The sequence below is a fragment of the Bacillus kexueae genome (assembly GCF_022809095.1).
GTDB lineage: Bacteria > Bacillota > Bacilli > Bacillales > Aeribacillaceae > Bacillus_BZ > Bacillus_BZ kexueae.
The window spans coordinates 14,626-36,059 of record NZ_JALAZE010000008.1; the positions used below are offsets into that span (position 1 = coordinate 14,626).

Here is a 21,434-nt window from a genome sequence, read left to right on the forward strand (position 1 = left end):
ATGCTTCTTTCAAGCTTAAAAGTACTAGACTTTTCCACTTTGCTTCCCGGGCCGTTTGCAACGAGAATTTTAGCAGACTTAGGCGCTGATGTGATACGGATTGAACATCCTTCAAAGGAAGACTTAATTCGACAGTTTCATTCTAAAGAGAATGATACGAGTATTACTCACCGTTCTTTAAATCGGTCCAAGCGTTCGTTGACACTCGATTTAAAGAAAAGCGAAGCCAACAATATTATTGAACGATTAATTCAAACGCATGATATTATCGTAGAGCAATTTCGACCTGGTGTAATGGATCGACTTGGTCTAGGGTATGCCCAACTTAAGTCCATTAATCCAAAATTGATCTATTGTTCGATAAGTGGTTACGGGGCAACTGGAGTGAACAGAGAACGTCCTGGTCATGATATAAACTTTCTCGCTCGTTCCGGTATCGCCGATTTTTTTCGAAGAGAAGGGGAAAAACCGATACCATTAACAATTCAACTCGCTGATGTCGCAGGAGGTTCTCATTATGCTGTTATGGCCATTTTGTCAGCCGTGATTCATCGTATGCAAACAGGAGAAGGACAATTCATTGATATTAGTATGACGGATGCTTGTTTTTCGTTAAATACACTGTACGGCTCTTACACAGTTGAGAAAAAAGAGGACATTACTCAAGGTTATGAGCTATTAAACGGTGGGAGCTACTACGACTATTACGAAACAAAGGATGGAAGGTATTTTTCAGTTGGTAGTCTTGAACCACACTTTCAAAAGGAATTTTGTGAAGTCATAGAGCGTTTAGATTTGTTACCAATGATGAAGAGTACCAAAAAGCAAGAAGTAATGTACCTAAAAGAAGAATTAAACCAAACATTTAAAGAAAAAACGTTTCAGCAGTGGCAAGAAGTTTTTCAAAAAAGGGGCATTTGTGTCGAACCTGTTTTAACGTTTTTAGAAGCTAGTAAGCAATTAAATAATCGGGATATGATCGTAGAAGTACCATTACAAAATGGTCAATTCGAAAGACAAATAGCTTTACCAATAAAATTTTCTAAGTCAAAACCCACTTATTCCTTTGCAGGATGTAAACGTGGTGAACACTCAAGCCAAATATTAAAAGAAATTGGATTCACCGACAAAGAAAAAGCTAGTTTTCGAGATTCAGAAGTTTTTTCAATCAAGAAGGAGGAAGTGAAATGAAGGAAAGCGTACACATTATTGGGGTTGATATGGTCCCTTTTATGAAGCCGGGGTCCCACGAACCTTATGAAATAATGGCAGAGAAGGCAATAAGAGGGGCACTAAAAGATGCTGGGATTGAGTATTCCAAAGTCGAACAAGCCTATGCCAGTTACGTCTATGGCGATAGTACTTCAGGGCAAACAGCTCTATATCGCGTAGGAATGAGCGGTATTCCAATTGTTAATGTCAATAATAACTGTTCTTCAGGTTCTACAGCTCTTTATTTAGCCCGTCAAGCTGTTTCCTCAGGTGCCATTCAATGCGCTTTAGCATTCGGATTTGAAGAAATGCAAAAAGGAGCTATCGGTTCCCAATGGCAAGATCGAACCTCACCATTGGAAACGTTTGATCAGAAATTAAAAGAGTTGGCACCAAATGCTCCTGATGCACCCATAGCTTTACGAACGTTTGGTGCAGCGGGTAATGCTTATTTAGAAAAGTATCAAGCGGATCCAGAAATCTTTTATCATGTAGCTGTAAAAACGAGATTGCATGCTAAGCATAATCCTTATGCAATATTTCGAACACCTTTAACAATCGAAGAAGTCAAAAACGCTCCAATCATGTATCCAAACTACTTAACTAGACTTTGTGCATGTCCTCCTTCTTGCGGAGCTGCTGCTGTTATTGTTGCCAATGATGAATTCGTCAAGCACCACAACCTTAAAAATACTGTCCGTATTCTTAGTCAACAAATGGCAACTGATACACTCGACTCCTATAAAGACCCTATATTTTTAGTTGGGAAAGATATGACGACTCGCGCGGCAATGGCTGTGTATGAAGAAGCAGGAATTGGACCTGAAGATGTCGATGTGATCGAATTACATGATTGCTTTACACCGAATGAAATTATCAGTTACGAAGGGTTAGGACTTTGTGAAGAAGGTGAGGCAGAGCGATTTATTAAGAATCAAGACAACACATATGGAGGTAAATATGTAATCAATCCTTCTGGGGGGCTTATGTCCAAAGGCCATCCGTTAGGTGCAACCGGTCTAGCCCAATGTACAGAGCTTGTTTGGCAGCTAAGGAATGTTGCTGGTCCGCGTCAAGTGGAAGGAGCAAAAATTGCACTCCAGCACAACTTAGGACTAGGAGGAGCGGTAGTTGTAAGCATGTATGCAGTATAAAAGGAGGGCCAAAATTGAGTGAACTACCATTCACACATGAACATGAAATCTTTCGAAAGTCTTTAAAAAAGTTTTTAGAAAAAGAAGCTCGTCCAAACTACGAACTTTGGGAAAGAGAGGGAAGGATACCACGAGAGTTTTGGAAAAAGCTTGGGGAGAAAGGGTTCCTATGTCCGGGAGTTGAAGAAAAATATGGAGGATTCCAAGCCGATTTCCTCTATTCCTTCATCCTTAACGAAGAGTTCGAAAGAGTTGGGACGAGCTTAATAGGGGTAGGGCTTCACAATGACATCGTTGTTCCATATATCCAAGCGTACGGAACGGATGAACAGAAAAAAAGATGGCTACCTTCTTGTGTAAGTGGAGATATCATTACAGCAATCGCCATGACAGAACCAGAAGTTGGCTCTGATCTAGCTAATATTCGAACAACTGCCATAAAAGATGGAGACTATTACGTTCTGAATGGGGAAAAAACGTTCATTACTAATGGCATTCAAGCTGATTTAATCATTGTAGCCTGTAAAACAAACAAAACGATCAATCCACCTCATAAAGGAATTAGTTTATTAGCAGTTGAACGGGATACACCTGGTTTTAAACGAGGAAAACAATTAAAAAAAGTAGGACTGCATGCACAGGATACAGCAGAACTCATTTTTGAAGATGCCAGAGTACCGGTGACGAATATCATCGGTGAGGAAGGAAAAGGGTTTTACTACTTAATGGAGAAACTACAACAAGAGCGAATTCTCGTATGCATTTCTGCGTTAGTAGCTGGAGAAGAAATGCTCAAACAAGCCATTTCATATGTCAAAGAACGAAAAGCATTCGGAAAACGTATTAGTGATTTTCAATCTGTCCAATTCCGTCTCGCAGAAATGGCTACCGAATTAAAAATTGGCCGAACTTTCCTCCAAGAGCTAATTATTAAGCATATGAAACAAAATGATATCGTCACTGAAGTATCAATGGGAAAATGGTGGTTAACGGAGTTAGCGAAAAAAATATCGGCACAATGCTTACAACTACATGGCGGTTATGGTTATATGGAGGAATATGAAATCGCGAGGAGATATCGAGATACCCCAGTGATGGCGATTTATGCGGGAACAAATGAAATTATGAAAACAATCATTGCGAAAAATCTTGGTATTTAGAAAGGAGCGAACTGATGAATTCTCTCGAACAAAAAATAGGAATGCAAATTGCTTCTTTTACCTATGTCATTGAAAGGGGAAAGATTAAAGAATTTGTTCAAGCAATCGGTGACAACAATTCGATATATTACGATCTAAAGGAAGCCCTTAAGCAAGGATACAATGATATACCAATTCCTCCTACATTCCCAACATGCATTGAAATGTGGGCAGGTGCTAATTTTGACGAGTTGATTGAACAACTAGAGTTAAACCCACTACATGTTTTACATGGTGAGCAGTCGTATCAATATTATAAAGATGTCTGCGCTGGAGATACGATTTACGGAAAAACAATTGTGAAACATATTGAAAGGAAAAAGAATATGACATTTGTAACTCTTCAAACGGATTATTTCAATGAGAACGACGATCTTGTCTTAACTGCTACATCAACAATACTTGAACGACAAGAGGTGAACGATAAATGAAGCCGTTAAAACCAGTTGAAAAACCACCAATTTCGCATACACAGCTTGTCAAATATGCAGGAGCATCCGGTGATTTTAATCCGATTCATACAGTTGTCCCAATCGCCCGAAAAGCAGGTTTGGACGATTGTATTGCGCATGGAATGTTAATTATGGGCTTTGCGGGAGAGGCCATTACTACTTGGTTTCCTAGAAAATCCTTACAATCTTTTTCTGTAAGGTTTGCAAAAATGACGTATCCAGGTGAGAGATTAACTATATACGGAAAGCTATTGGAATTTGATCAAGAGAAACAGGTTATAGCGGGGGAAGTACTTGTCAAAAACACTCTACAACAAATCAAACTAAAAGGTAGATTTACGGTACTAGTTGAAAAGGAGGAGCATTTATGAACCTTTTAGAAAACAAAGTAGCCATTGTAACGGGGGCAGGGAGAGGTGTTGGTAGAAAAGTTGCAGATATGTTTGCAAATGAAGGAGCAAAAGTAGTCATAAGCGACCTAGATGAAAAGCCCGCATTCGAATGCGCGAACGAAATCAAAGAAAACGGAGGAAAAGCTCTAGCTGTCATTGGTGATGTCACAACCAATGACTTTGCTCAACGAATCATTCATGAAACGATTCAAACTTTCGGTCAGTTAGACATTTTAGTCAATAATGCAGGATATACATGGGATGGATTCGTCCACAAAATGTCTGATGAACAATTTCAAGCGATGCTTGACATTCATTTAATTGCTCCGTTTCGTCTTATTCGAGAAGCAGCTCCTTATTTCCGTGAAGCAGGAAAAAAAGATGTTGAAAATGGCACCTATAATTATCGGAAAATTGTTAATGTTTCTTCAGTTGCGGGAGTCATGGGAAACGTTGGACAAGCGAACTATGCATCAGCTAAGGCTGGATTAATCGGATTAACAAAAACGATTGCTCGGGAATGGGCCCCTTATCAAGTAAATTGTAATGCTGTGGCATTTGGGATGATTGATACAAGGCTCACACAACCAAAGGAAAAGGGAGAGAGTATTAATGGTATTTCGATAGGCATTCCAGAAAAGGTACGAACGATGTTTGAACATTCGATTCCACAAAAAAGGGCAGGTACAGTGGAAGAAGCGGCACAAAGTATCTTCTACTTAGCTTCCCCTCTATCAAACTATGTGAATGGTCAAGTACTAAACGTAAACGGAGGATGGTATACGTAAAGTGCTTGTTCATCCAATAAAGCTACTATTTTAGGAGGATGATATATGCTCATCACTAAAGGGTTACTTTTTGCCAACCGCACATTTCCGAATAAGACGGCAATTATTGATGGAGAGGATACCTTTACGTATCGAGAATTTACTTCTCGGACAGCAAAATTAAAGGCGGCTCTACAAAATATGGGAATTCAAAAAGGAGACCGAATTGGTATCCTCATGCTTAACAACTTTCGTTATCTAGAAATTATGTATGCTGCAACGAGTTTCGGTGCCATAGTTGTTCCAATTAACGTCCGATTAACTGCCCCTGAAGTTTCATTTATTTTAAATGATGCAAATGTCGAAACTTTGTTTATTCATCAAGAATTTAGCCCAATGGTTAAAGAAATAAAGGAAAATGTAAACAGCTTAAAGAGAATTGTGTTAGCCGAAGCTTCCACACAAGATCGTGACTACATTCTTTACGAATCTTTAATTCATGAACAATCGGCAAACACTTTAACCATTGAACATGTAAATGAAGAAGATGTGGCCGGACTCTTTTATACAGGAGGGACAACTGGGCGATCAAAAGGCGTAATGCTCACGCATAAAAATTTAGTCAATAACGCTTTCCATGCAGCACTAAATTTAAAATACCATGAAGAAGAAATCTATCTCCATGCAGCACCGATGTTCCATCTCGCTGATCAAGCCTCCACTTTTGCCATAACTTTAGTCGGTGGAACACACGCACATATTCGAACCTTCAGTCCAGAGAAAGTTTTATACGCCATCGAAACACATAAAATTACAGCTGTGTTACTCGTTCCTACGATGATAAACATGGTTATACATTCACCACAATTCAACCGCTACAATGTAAAAAACCTACAAAAAATACTCTATGGAGCTTCACCTATATCAGTCGAAGTATTGAAAAAAGCAATGTCCTTGCTTCCGAATACCCAATTCATCCAAGCATATGGAATGACAGAAGCAGCTCCAATCGTTACCGTCTTAAGAGCTGAAGATCATATCGTTAATGATAATCCTAAAACATTGAAACGCTTGCAATCTTGTGGTCAAGCTGTTCAAGGAGTAGAACTTAAAATTGTAGACCCGAATGGAAGGGAAGTAAAGGGGCATGAAGTAGGTGAAATAGTTGTAAAAGCGCCAAACATCATGAAAGGATACTGGAATCTTCCAGAAGAAACGGCACGTGCACTACAAAACGGATGGTATTTTACGGGTGATTTAGGATATAAAGATGATGAAGATTATGTTTACATTGTCGATCGAGCAAAAGATATGATTATATCAGGGGGAGAAAATATTTACTCGACTGAAGTTGAGAATGTGTTATATGAGCATTCTGCTGTCTTAGAATGTGCTGTCATCGGCATCCCAGATGAAAAATGGGGGGAAGTAGTTAAAGCTGTCATTGTTTTAAAGGAGGGCGAGTATCCTACACGTGACGAAATCATTACCTTTATGAAAGGGAAACTAGCTCCGTATAAAGTACCGAAAGAAATCGAATTTGTATCAGCACTTCCTAAAAGTGGTGCAGGTAAAATTTTGAAGCGCCATTTACGTAACCAACATTGGAAAGAAAAAGAGAGAAGGGTTCATTAATGATAGATGGGGCTGTACAAAAAGTACAGCCTCTTTCTTCGTATATAGACATTTAGTTATATTGGGAAGTTGGAAGTTCCTCATGTTTCGACTTCTCTAGCGATATGACGATATTGTGTCCAACACTTAACAGTCGCCTCTACATTGAACTATCAATCTCCTCAACTTTCAAGCTCTTCTGTTCGGGCTTTGGCACGTGCTGTACCCTAAAGGATTTCCACCACCTTTTTCATTCAATACCAAATGGAAAAATACGAGTAATTTTTTTAATTATTCTCAGAAAAAGTTTTTCCAATTTTCCAAAATCACTTTTTTCTTAGCAGGGATTCATATAGTCTACATCAAACTTCTTTAAAGAAAGGAGGTCATGTAGTGATTGAATTAAAAGACATCATGACACCAGTAAGTGAAGTATTAACGAGTCAAAGTACATTAAAAGATGCCATCCAATTGATGAAAAAAACAAAATGGAACACAATTCCGATTCAAAGTGAATCTGGAAGTTTAGATGGTGTATTTACACGATCATGCTTATTCGAGATGATTTTACATAACGTACCACTATCAACAAAAATAACGGGGTACATAAAAAAAGAAGTCATCGTCTTACCGATGAATCTTTCTTATGACCAGTTACGAATACTGGTAAAAAAATCAAAAGTAGGCACTGCTGTCGTCATAGATTCAGATGGTAAGGTTGTAGGACTTATGACGAAAGCTGACTTTGTTCTAACTTTATTATCAACATCTGAATCGTTAAAACACCAACTCTCAACTGTCATAAATAATACGAACTTTGGAATTATTATGACTGACGATTGTGGGAAAATTACGTTCGTAAACGAAACTTGTTGCAAAATGCTTCAAAAAAAGGAAAATGAGATTATCAATACCTCTGTTCAACGACTATTATCCATTTCTTCAACCAAAATCAATCAGACCGTTCCACTACAAATAAACAATGAAACGATAATTGTTCGTACATCTCGATTTCTAACACATACCAAAACGTACGGAACGATGTATATGTTACAGTTTGAAACAGAAGTGGAAAAACTAGCAGAAGAATTACAAGCGGTTAAAAATTTAAAAAGCATACTTGATACAGCCGTTAACAATGCGTTTGATGGGATTGTTATGGTGAATAGCATCGGAGGAATAACGTTTTTCAATGACCCCATTATTGAGTTGTTTAATCTCAAAAAAGACGATTTAAACGAATGTCATATAGATGAAGTTCTTCCTCATTTTCAGCTGACAGAAGTTTTATCGACAGGTGTCCCAGATGTGAGCGATGTAATGGAACGAAAGGGGATAAGATATATTGTCCGTAAAATTCCAATCTATCAAGATGGAAAAATAATTGGAGCGATCGGGATTGTTTCATTTCGTCAATTAAGCGAAGTGTTTCAACTCGCTCATAAAAAATCTACTTTAACAAACGATAGGCGAAACGTATTGTTTTCCACTGACCTCTTAAAAACAAAGAATAAAAAAATGGAGAAGCTTTTTAAAAGTACTAGACGAGCAGCAAAGGGGAAATCAACCATCTTAATTCGGGGAGAAAGTGGGACAGGTAAAGAAATTTTAGCAAAAGCTATTCATTATTTTAGTCCCCGAAAGGAAAATCCATTTGTGACGATAAACTGCGCGGCTATTCCTGAATCTTTACTAGAATCAGAGTTTTTTGGATATGAAAAAGGGGCATTTTCAGGAGCAAAACCAACTGGTCAAAAAGGGAAATTTGAACTAGCTAATGGTGGAACGTTATTTCTCGATGAGGTAGGGGATATGTCTCTTCCATTACAAGCAAAATTATTACGAGTACTACAAGAAAAGGAATTTTATCGAGTAGGTGGAACTGAACCTATTTCGGTCGATGTGCGAATCGTAGCGGCAACTCATAAATCATTGGAGGAAATGGTGAAAAGTGGTCAATTTCGAGAAGATTTGTATTATCGACTTCATGTCATTTCATTTGAACTCCCACCATTACGTGACCGTATAGAAGATATTCCACTTTTAGTAGAACGGTTTCTAACAGAATTAAATCAACAAAATGGAACTAGTATTATGAAAGTTTCTGATGCTGCAATGGCCATTTTACAAAAACATCATTGGCCAGGAAACATTCGAGAGTTACGCAATGTTCTTGAACACGGTATGGTATTTGCTGATCAGGCTGAATTGACATTGAAGGACTTACCAGAATATTTTCATAAGAAGCAACAAAATACGATTGCAAGTCCTCCCATTAGTCTGATGGAGCAAGTTGAGAAAGATGCAATCATTCAAGCCTTAACAGAAACAAAAGGGAATAAAGTAAAAGCTGCAAAAAGATTAGGAATGAGTCGCTCGGTATTATATAAAAAGATTGATAAATATGAACTAAACTTACAATCAGACTAGCAAATAGAAAAAATATAAAATTTTAACAAAAAACCGTTTGTGATTTTGAAATGATGATAGTATAATATAAAAATATTAAATTTACTGAATATTTCAAATGTATATAGGAGGTTCATCATGGCTGAACTACGAAGCAATATGATTAAAAAAGGATTTGACCGGGCACCACACCGAAGTCTGTTGCGAGCTACGGGAGTAAAGGATGAAGATTTTGACAAACCATTTATCGCCGTTGTGAATTCATATGTCGATATTATTCCTGGTCATGTCCATTTACAAGAGTTCGGGAAGATTGTAAAGGAAGCGATTCGGGAAGCAGGAGGAGTACCATTCGAATTTAATACAATCGGTGTCGATGATGGAATCGCAATGGGACATATTGGCATGAGATATTCATTACCGAGTCGTGAAATCATTGCTGATTCGGTTGAAACTGTCGTTTCAGCTCACTGGTTTGATGGAATGGTATGCATCCCAAACTGCGATAAAATCACGCCAGGTATGATGATGGCCGCTATGCGCTTAAACATTCCTACTGTATTTGTAAGTGGCGGTCCGATGGCAGCAGGTAGAACAAGTGACGGAAGGAAAATCTCCTTATCTTCCGTTTTCGAAGGGGTAGGAGCCTATCAATCTGGTAAAATAGACGAAAAAGGTTTACAAGAACTAGAGCAATTTGGCTGTCCTACATGCGGATCTTGTTCGGGAATGTTTACTGCCAACTCAATGAACTGTTTAGCAGAAGCCCTTGGACTTGCAATGCCAGGTAATGGTACGATTCTAGCAATTGATCCGAAACGAAAAGAGTTTGTCAAAAAGTCTGCTAAAAAACTTATGGAACTTATTGAAAAAGATATCAAACCGAGAGATATCGTAACAGAAAAAGCGATTGATAATGCTTTTGCACTCGATATGGCGCTTGGTGGTTCGACTAATACTGTATTGCATACGTTAGCGATTGCCAACGAAGCTGGAATCGATTATCCATTAGAGCGCATTAACGAAGTAGCAAATCGGGTTCCTCACCTTTCGAAATTAGCACCAGCTTCCGACGTACATATTGAAGACTTACATGAAGCAGGAGGCGTATCAGCTGTCTTAAATGAATTGTCGAAAAAAGAGGGAACTCTTCATTTAGATACTCTAACTGTTACTGGTAACACATTGGGAGAAAACATTGCAGGGTGCGAAGTGAAAGATCGACAAGTCATCCACTCTATTGACGAACCTTTCTCAGAAAAAGGCGGATTAGCTGTATTGTTTGGTAACCTGGCACCGGATGGGGCGATTATTAAAACGGGTGGAGTACAAAATGGTATTACTCGTCATGAAGGACCAGCTATCGTTTATGATTCCCAAGACGAAGCTGTAAAAGGCATTGCTAGTGGAGAAGTTAAAGAAGGGCATGTCGTAATTATTCGTTACGAGGGACCAAAAGGCGGTCCAGGAATGCCTGAAATGCTTGCCCCTACTTCTCAAATTGTCGGCATGGGATTAGGGCCAAAAGTTGCGCTCATTACTGATGGTCGATTTTCTGGTGCATCACGCGGGCTTTCAATCGGGCACGCTTCCCCAGAAGCAGCAGAAGGTGGTCCACTAGCTTTTGTTAAAAACGGAGACCACATTGTCATCGATATCGAAAAACGAACAATGGATGTGCAAGTTGACGAAGTTGAATGGGAAAAACGAAAAGCAAATTGGAAAGGTTTTGAACCTAAAGTGAAAACGGGCTACCTCGCTCGTTACTCTAAACTCGTCACGTCTGCAAGTACTGGCGGGATTATGAAAATTTAAGCAACAAAGTGTTTTAGGGAGGGAAGGTTATGAGAATACTTCGAAATTTCTTTCTTTTGATGGTGTGTTTTTCTATTCTCTCTTTTAGTTATTCCCTTATTATTAGCAATGGAGAAGATATCAAGATTATGGAGTTAGTTCATGCGATAACATTTGGTTACGTAGCTTATGTATTAAATCAAAAGATATCTACTAGACTGACAGATTCTTAGAAAATAAGAAGTGTGAAAGACCGTACTTTTACTTTTACACCCCTCATTTTGAAATGAGGGGTGTTTTCATCTTTTCTCATTAATCGTTAGATTCTCATACATTTACAAAATGATTAATGTGAATTGTCATTTATTTAACATTATGTATAATGAAAAATCAGATTTTTACAATTAGAATATTTTTAAGATTATGTTTTTTATTCTAGTTATTCACTTATTTAGCCATTTCCATATCATTTTCGCATTGATCATCTCATTCCTACGATCATTCATCAATGCGCTCCTTTCCGTGCATTTCCATAGTATTTTTCTAACTCCCACTATTACTCACAGTCCTAATTAAAATTTTTTAAAGGGGGTCACTTTAGTTTGAATCAAACTTATGAATTAGAAAGTAACTTTCTAGAAGTGGAAAAAGGTCTATCACCACGAGAAGCCTTTGAAGAAGCGAACCGATGCCTATATTGCTATGACGCTCCTTGTATAAATGCATGTCCAACAGGCATTGATATTCCTTCATTTATTAAAAAAATTGCTACTGGAAACTTAAAGGGGTCTGCCAAAACAATCATGTCCTCAAACCCAGTAGGTGCTAGCTGTGCACGCGTTTGTCCAACAGAAGAATTGTGTGAAGGGGCATGTGTTTTAAATGATTCCACAAAACCAATCATGATTGGGAACTTGCAGCGATATGCAACGGATTGGGCCATTCACAACGAATCCACTTTGTTTCAAGCTGGAAAACAAAATGGATTAAAAGTGGCTGTAGTCGGAAGCGGTCCTGCCGGTCTTTCTTCCGCACGCGAACTGGCACGAATGGGATATGAAGTGTCCATCTTTGAAGCTGAACATGAAGCAGGTGGATTGAATACATTTGGCATCGTTTCATTTCGATTACCAAAATCGATATCGTATTGGGAAGTTCAACAGGTGAAAAGTTTAGGAGTTGAAATTCACACGAACACAAAAGTTGGTACGGATATAACAGCACAAGACCTGTTAAATCGATATGATGCCGTCGTTTTAGCGGTTGGTATGGGGAAAGTTCCAAATTTAGGAATTGAAGGAGAAGAGTTAAATGACGTTTATGATGCTATTGAATTAATTAAATTAACGAAAAAAGAGCCATTGCCTGAATTTCTCATAGGGAAGAAAGTCGTTGTCATCGGCGCTGGAAATACAGCAATCGACGGTGCAACTTGTTCTGTTCGACTTGGTGCTGAAAATGTAAAAATTCTATACCGCCGAACGAAAAGTGAGATGACTGCTTACGATTTCGAGTATGAATTTGCGAAGCAGGAAGGGGTTGAGTTCCGCTGGTTAACATCTCCTGTAAAAATCATTGGTGATGAGAATGGAAACGTCACTCATATCGAATGCGTCAAAATGAAGCTTACTGAGAAAGGAGAAGACGGAAGGCGACGACCGATTCCGATAGAAGGTTCTGAGTTTACTATGAAAGTCGATGCTGTAATTAAGGCGATTGGTCAAACACGACATCAAGAGCTCATTGAAGCCTTTGAACTAGATCATAAATATGGGGTTGTTCAAGTTTCAAGTTCACATCAAACTTCGGTTGAAAAAGTGTTCGCATGTGGAGATGTGACATTTGGAAAGGGTCAAGGAGAAGCGATGGTTGTTACAGCAGCTCAGCAAGGGAAAGAAACCGCTTATGCAATCCACCAATATTTAACTCATACAAAGAAAAGAATTGGATAAAAAAGTCAAGGAGGGAGTCAATGGCTGATTTACGTATTGATTTAGCTGGAATACAATCTCCGAATCCGTTTTGGTTAGCTTCAGCACCCCCAACAAATTCGGGATATCAAGTACAACGAGCATTCGAAGCCGGATGGGGAGGAGCAGTATGGAAAACACTTGGGGAACCAATCTTAAACGTATCTTCCCGTTTCGCAGCAGTAAGCTTCAATGGACAAAGAGTGGCAGGGTTTAACAACATCGAACTTATTACAGATCGTCCACTTGAAGTGAACTTAAAAGAAATCGAAGAAACGAAAAAAATGTTTCCTGATCGAGCCATCATTGCCTCTTTAATGGTAGAGCCGAAACAAGAAAAATGGCATGAGATTGTAAAACGTGTTCAAGCGGTTGGAGTCGATGGGTTTGAATTAAATTTTGGATGTCCTCACGGAATGGCAGAACGAGGGATGGGTTCAGCATCAGGACAAGTGCCAGAGCTTGTTGAAAAACAAACCTATTGGGCAAAAGAAGTAGCTGAAGTTCCTGTCATCGTCAAACTCACTCCGAATATTACCGATATAACTGCGACTGCTGAAGCAGCCGTTCAAGGTGGAGCAGATGCTGTAAGTATGATAAACACAATCAACAGTTTAGCAGGTGTCGATTTAGAGACTTGGAACACCATTCCACATGTAGCCGGAAAAGGGGCTCATGGAGGCTATTGTGGACCAGCCGTTAAGCCAATTGCTTTAAATATGGTCGCTGAATGTGCAAGAAATCCTCGCATTAATGTTCCAATCTCAGGAATGGGTGGCGTATCAAGTTGGAAAGAAGCTGTTGAATTTATGCTCATGGGAGCAACAGGTGTTCAAGTATGTACAGCTGCTATGCATCACGGCTTCCGCATAGTTGAAGATATGATAGAAGGTTTAAATAACTATTTAGATGATAAAGGAATCCTTTCGGTTATGGAACTCGTTGGTCAATCAGTTCCTAAATACTCCGACTGGGGAAATTTAGATCTTAACTATAAGGTTGCAGCGAAAATTCATACAGACATCTGTATAAATTGTAATAAATGTTATATTGCTTGCGAAGATGCCTCTCATCAATGTATCGAACGTCATGTCGATGAAGCTGGAAATGCGTATTTGAAAGTCCGAGAGGAAGATTGCGTTGGATGTAATCTATGTTCCATTGTATGTCCAGTTGATGGGGCGATAGAAATGGTTCAGCTTCCGCAAGAGTTACCACCTATGACTTGGAATGAACGTCAGCAAACACTTCAAAAACTTGAAAAAGTTAATTTAAATTCATAAAAAAGGAGGAATTGTTGCATGAAAAAAATTATTAAAAACGGAACAGTTGTAACAGCTAGCGATACATTTTCCGCAGATATATGTATTGAAAATGGGGTTGTGTCGATGATTGGACACGAACTTCACGACCCACAGGCAGAAATTATTGATGCATCCGGATGTTACATCTTCCCAGGTGGAATTGACCCTCACACTCATTTAGACATGCCCTTTGGTGGCACAGTTACAAAAGATGATTTTGAGACAGGAACAATAGCCGCCGCTTTTGGTGGAACGACAACAATTATTGATTTTTGTTTAACGAATAAAGGGGAACCTCTGCAATCTGCCATTGACACATGGCACAAAAAGTCGAAGGATAAAGCAGTCATTGATTATAGTTTCCACCTGATGATAGGTGAAATTAATGATGATGTACTTACAGAGCTAAAAGAAGTCATCAATAAAGAGGGAATTACATCATTTAAAGTATTCATGGCTTATAAAAATGTTTTTCAAGCGGATGATGGCACACTATATCGAACATTACTTGCTGCCAAAGACTTAGGTGCGTTAGTGATGGTTCATGCGGAAAATGGAGATGTCATTGATTACTTAACGAAGCAGGCGTTAAAAGAGGGGAAGACAGACCCGATTTATCACGCTTTAACAAGGCCACCAGAAGTAGAAGGAGAGGCGACAGGTCGAGCTTGTCAATTAACAGAGCTGGCAGACTCACAGTTATATGTTGTACATGTTTCGTGTAAAGAAGCTGTTGAACAAATTTCGAAAGCGAGAGATAAAGGATTAAATATTTGGGGAGAAACCTGTCCACAATATCTCGTTTTAGATAAGACCTACTTAGAAAAACCAAACTTTGAAGGAGCTAAGTATGTGTGGTCACCACCTTTAAGAGATAAAGAACATCAGGAAGTATTGTGGAATGCGCTAAAAAATGGGCAACTACAGACTTTAGGTTCTGATCAATGTTCGTTTGATTTCAAAGGTCAAAAAGAACTTGGTAGAGGAGATTTCACGAAAATACCTAACGGGGGACCAACCATTGAAGACCGCATAAGTATTTTATTTAGTGAAGGAGTTCAAAAAGGGCGTATCACGTTAAATCAATTCGTTGATATTACGTCAACTCGTATCGCGAAACTTTTTGGCCTATTCCCGAAAAAAGGGACTATTGCGGTTGGGACAGACGCAGATATTGTCATTTTTGATCCGAAAAAAGAACGCGTTCTTTCTGCCAATACACATCATATGGCTGTAGATTACAATGCTTTTGAAGGGATGAAAATAAAAGGTGAACCTATTACCGTCCTTTCCAGAGGAGAGTATGTCATCAAAAATAAAACGTTTGTTGGAAAGCCTGGTCGTGGTCAATACATTAAACGAGCAAAATATGGAAAATCTCTTAATTTATCAGTAAATGAAACGTTAAGAATCTAACTGTTTAATTAAACCTAACATAGATGATGCGAATGAAAGCCGACATTATAGACCTGTAGCAACTTACCACATTAGAGGATGTACGTACAGGTTCATTTTTAGTGATATTGAAACAAATCCTAACTGATAAGAAACACACATGATTTTACACTCGCACCCCGGATATGAAAATTTATTCTCCCCGGGGTTTCCTTTCTACCATCTACATCATGATCGATCATTCAGCTCATAGGTATTTTTATTTTCACAGAAAAAGCGCAAAGCGCAAGTCCTTAGGCGAAGGGCGCTGGAGGACCTGCGAGGAGGCTTCCGTCGCCACAGCAGGGCCGAAGCGACCCGAGCTGATGGCGCTTTGCGCTAGACACCAAAAAAACGGTAAAGAGAATACTTTAACACTTTATTGAACTTAAACTTTCTGTAACGTCAAAGTAATGACCTTGCTGCAAAAAAGCAGCAAGGTTCCCCATTTTCGTTCCAAATCAAAAACCCCTTCTCTTTCTAAATTAATTGCACACAGTAATTGATGTTTTCCTGCTTTTTCATTTTCCTAAAAAGGAGTGAGCAGCATTGAGTGAAAAAACAAATCATTTAAAATCACCTGACTTATTTCCGGTTCATCATCATCAAAAAACGATCGGCTCATTAGGCTTTGCTTTTATATGGGTTGGAATGGCAGTCGTGTTAGCTGCATTTGCAATTGGAGGTGCAGGTGTTCAATCCTTACCACTCGGATGGGTTATTTTCGCCACCATTATCGGCTCGTTAGCAATCGGGTTATTTATGACGATTATCGGGGATATTGGGATTGAACATGGATTATCATTTCCCGTTTATATGCGAGCACCTTTTGGTACAATCGGTACCCATATTCCATCGATCATACGAGGATTTGCCGCGTCTTGTTGGTTTGGAATCAACACCTATTTCGGTTCCACCGCCATGAATGGTATTTTAAATATATTGTTTGAATTTGATAACTGGTTTTTATGTTATATCATTTTTGCGTCGGTCCAATTACTTAATACCGCCCTTGGGATTAAAGCTGTAGAAAGGTTTGCCGATCTAGCAGCCCCGTTTATTATTCTTATATCATGCTGGATGTATCTCACACTTTCTGACCGTGCAGTAGAAGAGGGACGGCACATTTGGTCTTGGGTAGAAAATCCTGTTACAGGGAGTGCAGCAGTGACAGCATTTATCGTTGTCATTATGAGTAATATGGGGTTTTGGTCTACCTTAGCTGCCGACATGCCATCCATATCTCGTTTTATTAAAGCGCCAAAATATGAAAAAAATTGGTTTAAACGTAACAAATCCTCATTAATTGGAAATATACTCGCCTTAACACTAACCCAAACTTTTATGGTTGTCATCGGAGCGGTCTCCTATATCGCTCTTCAAAACTATGACCCTGTCTTTGCTTTACAGGAAGCTGCAAGTGGAATCATTTTAGGAATATTATTATTAATGATTGTTTTAGCACAATGGTCGACCAATACGTCAGCAAACGTCATTCCCGCAGCCACCATTTTTTCCAATGTTGGCGGACCGAAATTTCCTTTTTGGGCTGGTGTCGTTGCAGCAGGTGTCATTGGCACACTTGTTCAACCGTGGAGTTTGTTCGAAATCATTATCCCAGCTTTATTGATCTGTGGAGGCATATTATCCGCCATCGTAGGTATTTTATTTGCAGATTACTATTTAATCCGAAAAAGGCGAGTAAATGTGCCAGATTTATATAATGAGAAAGGGCAATTTCGTTATTTACAAGGCTTTAACATGGCAGGATTTATCGCTTGGGTGTTCGGCGGGACCGCAGCTTACTTTTTAGCCAATTATTCATTCGTAGTAGGTTTTTTAATCGGAGCCATTTCCTACTATTTTCTTGCAAAGTACTGGTGGTTCAAAAAATATCCTCAAGCTGAATTATTAGATCAAGATGATGAGAAATATTTAGGAATAACTGTAGGACGTGATTGGGTAATCGATGAAATTGAGGTTGAATCTTCACAACCGTTTCCACCTATTCAAAAAAATGAAGTTCAATTAGATTAAAGGAGGGCTTTTCATGTCTAGTCAACAATATTATGCAGAACGAGATAAAATTGATTTCTACATTCAAAGCGGATACCGAATTTCAGGCGTAACGGAAAATTTAAGTGGAGCCTTTGTCACGTTTACACGACCACCATCAGAGAATCAACATCACCTAAAGAAAGAAATCCTTCATATTCAGCATGCAGACTCCCGAAAATACTTTTCCCATTTATTATTGAATCAATTGAATGAACTATAGAATTGAAAATGCAGAACAAACTTAGTTTGAAAGAAGTGGCTGTTTGGCCACTTCTTTTTTCCGTTTCAACATCTCAAGGAAAAATAAGGTTCGAAAAAATCTAATTAAAGGATATCAAGTAATGTTTGTTGAAATTAATAGTGTATGGACAGATAGATTAATTGAAAGAGTAACTGCATATAAACAAAGGGGGGAGTAAATAAAGCGTGAAGAACTTGACCGTCAGTGATATATTGAACCGGAAGCATTTTGAAAATATTCAAGTGCTAGCTGGTCATGAAGGGCTTCAACGAACTGTTAAATGGGTACATATCGTCGAAGTGACGAATATACGAAAATTATTGAATGGGAAAGAACTAATATTATCAACTGGAGTCGGTTGGAAAGAGAATGATTCATTATTTCAATCATTTATTAAGCAATTAATTGAATGTGATGCATCTGGACTATGTATTGAAGTAGGGACGTATAACCTTTCGATACCTGAAACTGTTCTTCAACTTGCTAACCAACATCAATTCCCAATCATCATTTTTTTAAATGAAGTACCGTTCGTAGAAATTACCCAAGATATACATTCTTATATCATCAACCAACAATATGAACTCATCTCAAAATTAGAAAATTATTCACAAACATTAAACAAAAAAGTGCTAACAATGAAGCACTATTCTGAAATCCTACACTTTCTCCACAAATACACAAACTTTCACGTAATTTTTCAATTAAACGGAAAAGACCCTGAATATATACCATCATCTACTAAACATCTTTCTCCTTTGTCTAACCAAACAGCAACACAAGCAATCTTTCTTTTAGGAAACCAATTCGGTCAATTAACGATTGTATCAAAATACCGAGAGCTGAGTGAATTTGACTTACTCCTTTTAGATCGAACGACAACCGCACTTTCTCATCACATATTACGAGATTTATATGTCGAAGAAAAGAGAAGAGCCGAAGAAAACGAATGGTTAAAGGAGTGGATGAAGGGAGAGCATTCCTATGAAGTCATTTCGGAGTTCCTCTCTAACATAAAACTTGATCGCGACGTAAAAGGAGGCGTCATTTGTGTGACTCGCCTTCAAAACCTCTCGCAATCACACCAATTTGACCGAACTTATTTAAAATTGTTCATCAAGTCCATCTTTGAACAAAATGGTTTCCAACCATTTTTCGTGGATTTTGGTCAATCGATGATTTTCATTTTACTAAATAAGCGATCAGTAGATACGTGGAAAGAACGAGTTCGTTTAGCTATGACAAGAATGAATGAATCTGAATTCTTTAACCGGCAAAACATCATGATGATCTCCATATCATTTGGGAAATTTGTTCACAACCTAACAGCCATACACGAAAGTTACGAAACAGCAATTGAAACATTAAATATTCAAAGACGGTTACCTAATGCCTCATCACTATGTTTTTATGATGACCTACATATGTATAGAGTCATTTCTAACACCTTGAAAACGACCGATTTAAAAGAGGTTGTTTATGAATATTTAGCGCCGATTATCGAATATGATGAAAAATATAATACGAAGCTAATGGAAACATTGAAAGTGTATTTATCATGCAATGGATCGAAAAAAGAAACGGCCAAAAAGTTATTTATTGTTAGACAAACGTTGTATCACCGCATTCAAAAACTTGAATCTTTATTAGGGAAAGATTTCATGTCAGCGGAAAAGCGATTAACAACCGAGTTTATGATCAAAGTGTATGAATTTATTAACCCTCCATTTGAGGAAAAACCAGTTGCCCATGTAGAAAAACATCCGTAATAAAAAAAGGATGATAGCTTGGTCATTATCTATAGACCAAGCTTTTTCTGTTGTCACTTCGTTTAAGCAATATCCAAAATGATTTAACACTATGTCTAGTGAAGAATGGGTGAACGTACGAGATAATCGTGATAACGACGTGCGAAAAAATTCTTGTTTAAAAAGGCAATATCTATTATTAGGAGGCGAAAGGGATGACTTTAACAAAACGGGAAACAGTGGACATTCAAAACTTTATAAACGGAAAGTGGGTCACTCCTAAGGGGGAAAAACGATTAGATGTGGTTAATCCTGCCACAAATGAAGTTATAGCAACTGTACCAATATCAACGAAAGCAGATGTCAAAGAAGCTGTTCAAGCAGCTAAGACAGCCTTTCAAATGTGGAAAAAGACACCTGTGCCGAAAAGAGCGCGAATCCTTTTTCGTTTTCACACATTATTATGTGAAAATCATGAAGAGTTGGCGAAATTAGTCGTACAGGAAAACGGGAAAGCATATAAAGAAGCATATGGAGAAGTTCAAAGGGGAATCGAATGTGTCGAGTTCGCTGCAGGTGCCCCGACATTAATGATGGGAGAATCATTGTCAACCATTGCAGAAAATATCGATTCTGAAATGTTCCGATATCCTCTTGGGGTCGTAGGTGGTATTACACCATTTAATTTTCCGATGATGGTTCCTTTATGGATGTTTCCTTTAGCTATTGCATGTGGAAATACCTTTGTGCTAAAACCGTCCGAACGAACACCATTATTGGCTAATAAACTTGCGGAATTATTCACAGAAGCTGGAGCTCCAAGCGGTGTACTAAATGTAGTGCATGGTGCGCATGATGTTGTAAACGGTCTTATTGAACACGAAGACATACAAGCCATTTCTTTTGTGGGTTCACAACCGGTTGCCAAATATGTTTATGAACGCGCGGCAGCAAACGGCAAACGTGTTCAAGCACTATCTGGGGCTAAAAATCATCATATTGTGATGCCTGATGCTGATGTAGATTTGGCCGTTCAGCATATTATAAGCTCAAGCTTCGGTAGTGCTGGTCAACGATGTATGGCGTGTAGCGCTGTAGTCGTAATTGGTCAAAACGAACGTTTCATGAAAAGTTTAAAGCAAAAAGCAGATGAACTGACAATTGGAAATGGCCTTGATGAAGAAGTGTTATTAACCCCAGTCATCCGTGAGTCTCATCGACAAAAAGTATTAACTTATATTGAACTAGGAATTAAAGAAGGTGCAACCCTTCTACGTGATGGACGGAATGAAATAGATCAGTTTCAAAAAGGGAATTTTCTCGGTCCTACCATCTTCGATCACTGTAAGCCGGAGATGACCATCGTGAAAGAGGAAATTTTTGCTCCCGTTTTAAGTGTACTTCGTGCAAAAACGTTAGAGGAAGGACTAGAATTTATACGGAACTCTCGCTACGGAAATGGCGCGACGATTTATACGAAAGATGCGAATGCAATTCGAACATTTAGAGAGGAAGCGGATGCGGGAATGCTTGGCATCAATGTAGGAGTACCTGCTACGATGGCGTTCTTCCCATTCTCAGGTTGGAAAGATTCTTTTTATGGTGACTTACACGTGAACGGAAAAGACGGAGTCAATTTTTACACGAGGAAGAAAATGATCACATCCCGCTTTGATTTTTAATATC

General features: G+C 38.6%; 16 protein-coding genes. All 16 read left to right on the forward strand.

Going from position 1 to position 21,434, the window contains the following annotated elements; all coding sequences use genetic code 11:
- The 16 genes from ML543_RS12870 (at nt 1) to ML543_RS12945 (ending at nt 21,430) form a co-directional block, all read left to right on the forward strand.
- The gene (locus ML543_RS12870; RefSeq protein WP_243387855.1) at nt 1–1,191 is read left to right on the forward strand and encodes a CaiB/BaiF CoA transferase family protein; all 1,191 of its coding nucleotides are present in this window, start codon (nt 1–3) and stop codon (nt 1,189–1,191) included.
- A complete protein-coding gene (locus tag ML543_RS12875) occupies nt 1,188–2,366 on the forward strand; it encodes a lipid-transfer protein (RefSeq protein WP_243387856.1) in 1,179 nt (392 codons plus the stop codon). The genes ML543_RS12870 and ML543_RS12875 overlap by 4 nt, the downstream gene beginning before the upstream one ends.
- A gap of 14 nt (nt 2,367–2,380) precedes the next feature.
- Nucleotides 2,381–3,526: an acyl-CoA dehydrogenase family protein gene (locus tag ML543_RS12880; protein WP_243387857.1), complete on the forward strand. Its 1,146-nt coding sequence runs from the start codon at nt 2,381–2,383 to the stop codon at nt 3,524–3,526.
- Nucleotides 3,527–3,540: 14 nt separating this feature from the next.
- Nucleotides 3,541–3,996 carry a MaoC family dehydratase N-terminal domain-containing protein gene (locus tag ML543_RS12885; RefSeq protein ID WP_243387858.1) on the forward strand — a complete coding sequence of 152 codons (456 nt, stop codon included), beginning with the start codon at nt 3,541–3,543 and terminating at the stop codon, nt 3,994–3,996.
- Entirely contained in the window at nt 3,993–4,388 is a 396-nt protein-coding gene (locus tag ML543_RS12890) for a MaoC/PaaZ C-terminal domain-containing protein (protein WP_243387859.1), read from the forward strand. The genes ML543_RS12885 and ML543_RS12890 overlap by 4 nt, the downstream gene beginning before the upstream one ends.
- Entirely contained in the window at nt 4,385–5,197 is an 813-nt protein-coding gene (locus ML543_RS12895) for an SDR family NAD(P)-dependent oxidoreductase (RefSeq protein WP_243387860.1), read from the forward strand. The genes ML543_RS12890 and ML543_RS12895 overlap by 4 nt, the downstream gene beginning before the upstream one ends.
- A 45-nt stretch (nt 5,198–5,242) precedes the next feature.
- Nucleotides 5,243–6,811 (forward strand): long-chain-fatty-acid--CoA ligase, encoded by a 1,569-nt coding sequence (locus tag ML543_RS12900; RefSeq protein ID WP_243387861.1) that lies wholly within the window; start codon nt 5,243–5,245, stop codon nt 6,809–6,811.
- A 372-nt stretch (nt 6,812–7,183) separates the two neighbouring features.
- Nucleotides 7,184–9,220 carry a sigma-54-dependent Fis family transcriptional regulator gene (locus ML543_RS12905; RefSeq protein ID WP_243387862.1) on the forward strand — a complete coding sequence of 679 codons (2,037 nt, stop codon included), beginning with the start codon at nt 7,184–7,186 and terminating at the stop codon, nt 9,218–9,220.
- Nucleotides 9,221–9,337: 117 nt separating this feature from the next.
- Nucleotides 9,338–11,014, forward strand: a complete 1,677-nt coding sequence (ilvD, locus tag ML543_RS12910; protein WP_243387863.1) for a dihydroxy-acid dehydratase — start codon at nt 9,338–9,340, stop codon at nt 11,012–11,014.
- 581 nt (nt 11,015–11,595) lie between these two features.
- A complete protein-coding gene (locus ML543_RS12915; protein ID WP_243387864.1) occupies nt 11,596–12,945 on the forward strand; it encodes an NAD(P)-dependent oxidoreductase in 1,350 nt (449 codons plus the stop codon).
- Between the two features lie 20 nt (nt 12,946–12,965).
- Complete coding sequence (gene preA / locus ML543_RS12920; RefSeq protein ID WP_243387865.1) at nt 12,966–14,246, forward strand: NAD-dependent dihydropyrimidine dehydrogenase subunit PreA; 1,281 nt, start codon at nt 12,966–12,968, stop codon at nt 14,244–14,246.
- 18 nt (nt 14,247–14,264) lie between these two features.
- Nucleotides 14,265–15,683: a dihydropyrimidinase gene (hydA, locus tag ML543_RS12925; protein ID WP_243387866.1), complete on the forward strand. Its 1,419-nt coding sequence runs from the start codon at nt 14,265–14,267 to the stop codon at nt 15,681–15,683.
- A gap of 567 nt (nt 15,684–16,250) precedes the next feature.
- Nucleotides 16,251–17,738: an NCS1 family transporter gene (locus ML543_RS12930; RefSeq protein ID WP_243387867.1), complete on the forward strand. Its 1,488-nt coding sequence runs from the start codon at nt 16,251–16,253 to the stop codon at nt 17,736–17,738.
- A 13-nt stretch (nt 17,739–17,751) separates the two neighbouring features.
- A complete protein-coding gene (locus tag ML543_RS12935; RefSeq protein ID WP_243387868.1) occupies nt 17,752–17,979 on the forward strand; it encodes a hypothetical protein in 228 nt (75 codons plus the stop codon).
- Nucleotides 17,980–18,185: 206 nt separating this feature from the next.
- A complete protein-coding gene (locus ML543_RS12940; RefSeq protein ID WP_243387869.1) occupies nt 18,186–19,769 on the forward strand; it encodes a PucR family transcriptional regulator in 1,584 nt (527 codons plus the stop codon).
- Between the two features lie 194 nt (nt 19,770–19,963).
- Entirely contained in the window at nt 19,964–21,430 is a 1,467-nt protein-coding gene (locus ML543_RS12945) for a CoA-acylating methylmalonate-semialdehyde dehydrogenase (protein ID WP_243387870.1), read from the forward strand.
- Nucleotides 21,431–21,434 lie beyond the last annotated feature (4 nt).

Bases quoted from the DNA above. Each gene is read 5' to 3' on its own strand.
- preA (WP_243387865.1), top strand. From the start codon at position 12,966: ATGGCTGATTTACGTATTGATTTAGCTGGAATACAATCTCCGAATCCG.
- ML543_RS12875 (WP_243387856.1), top strand. From the start codon at position 1,188: ATGAAGGAAAGCGTACACATTATTGGGGTTGATATGGTCCCTTTTATG.
- hydA (WP_243387866.1), top strand. From the start codon at position 14,265: ATGAAAAAAATTATTAAAAACGGAACAGTTGTAACAGCTAGCGATACA.
- ML543_RS12900 (WP_243387861.1), top strand. From the start codon at position 5,243: ATGCTCATCACTAAAGGGTTACTTTTTGCCAACCGCACATTTCCGAAT.
- ilvD (WP_243387863.1), top strand. From the start codon at position 9,338: ATGGCTGAACTACGAAGCAATATGATTAAAAAAGGATTTGACCGGGCA.
- ML543_RS12870 (WP_243387855.1), top strand. From the start codon at position 1: ATGCTTCTTTCAAGCTTAAAAGTACTAGACTTTTCCACTTTGCTTCCC.
- ML543_RS12945 (WP_243387870.1), top strand. From the start codon at position 19,964: ATGACTTTAACAAAACGGGAAACAGTGGACATTCAAAACTTTATAAAC.
- ML543_RS12895 (WP_243387860.1), top strand. From the start codon at position 4,385: ATGAACCTTTTAGAAAACAAAGTAGCCATTGTAACGGGGGCAGGGAGA.
- ML543_RS12935 (WP_243387868.1), top strand. From the start codon at position 17,752: ATGTCTAGTCAACAATATTATGCAGAACGAGATAAAATTGATTTCTAC.
- ML543_RS12890 (WP_243387859.1), top strand. From the start codon at position 3,993: ATGAAGCCGTTAAAACCAGTTGAAAAACCACCAATTTCGCATACACAG.
- ML543_RS12885 (WP_243387858.1), top strand. From the start codon at position 3,541: ATGAATTCTCTCGAACAAAAAATAGGAATGCAAATTGCTTCTTTTACC.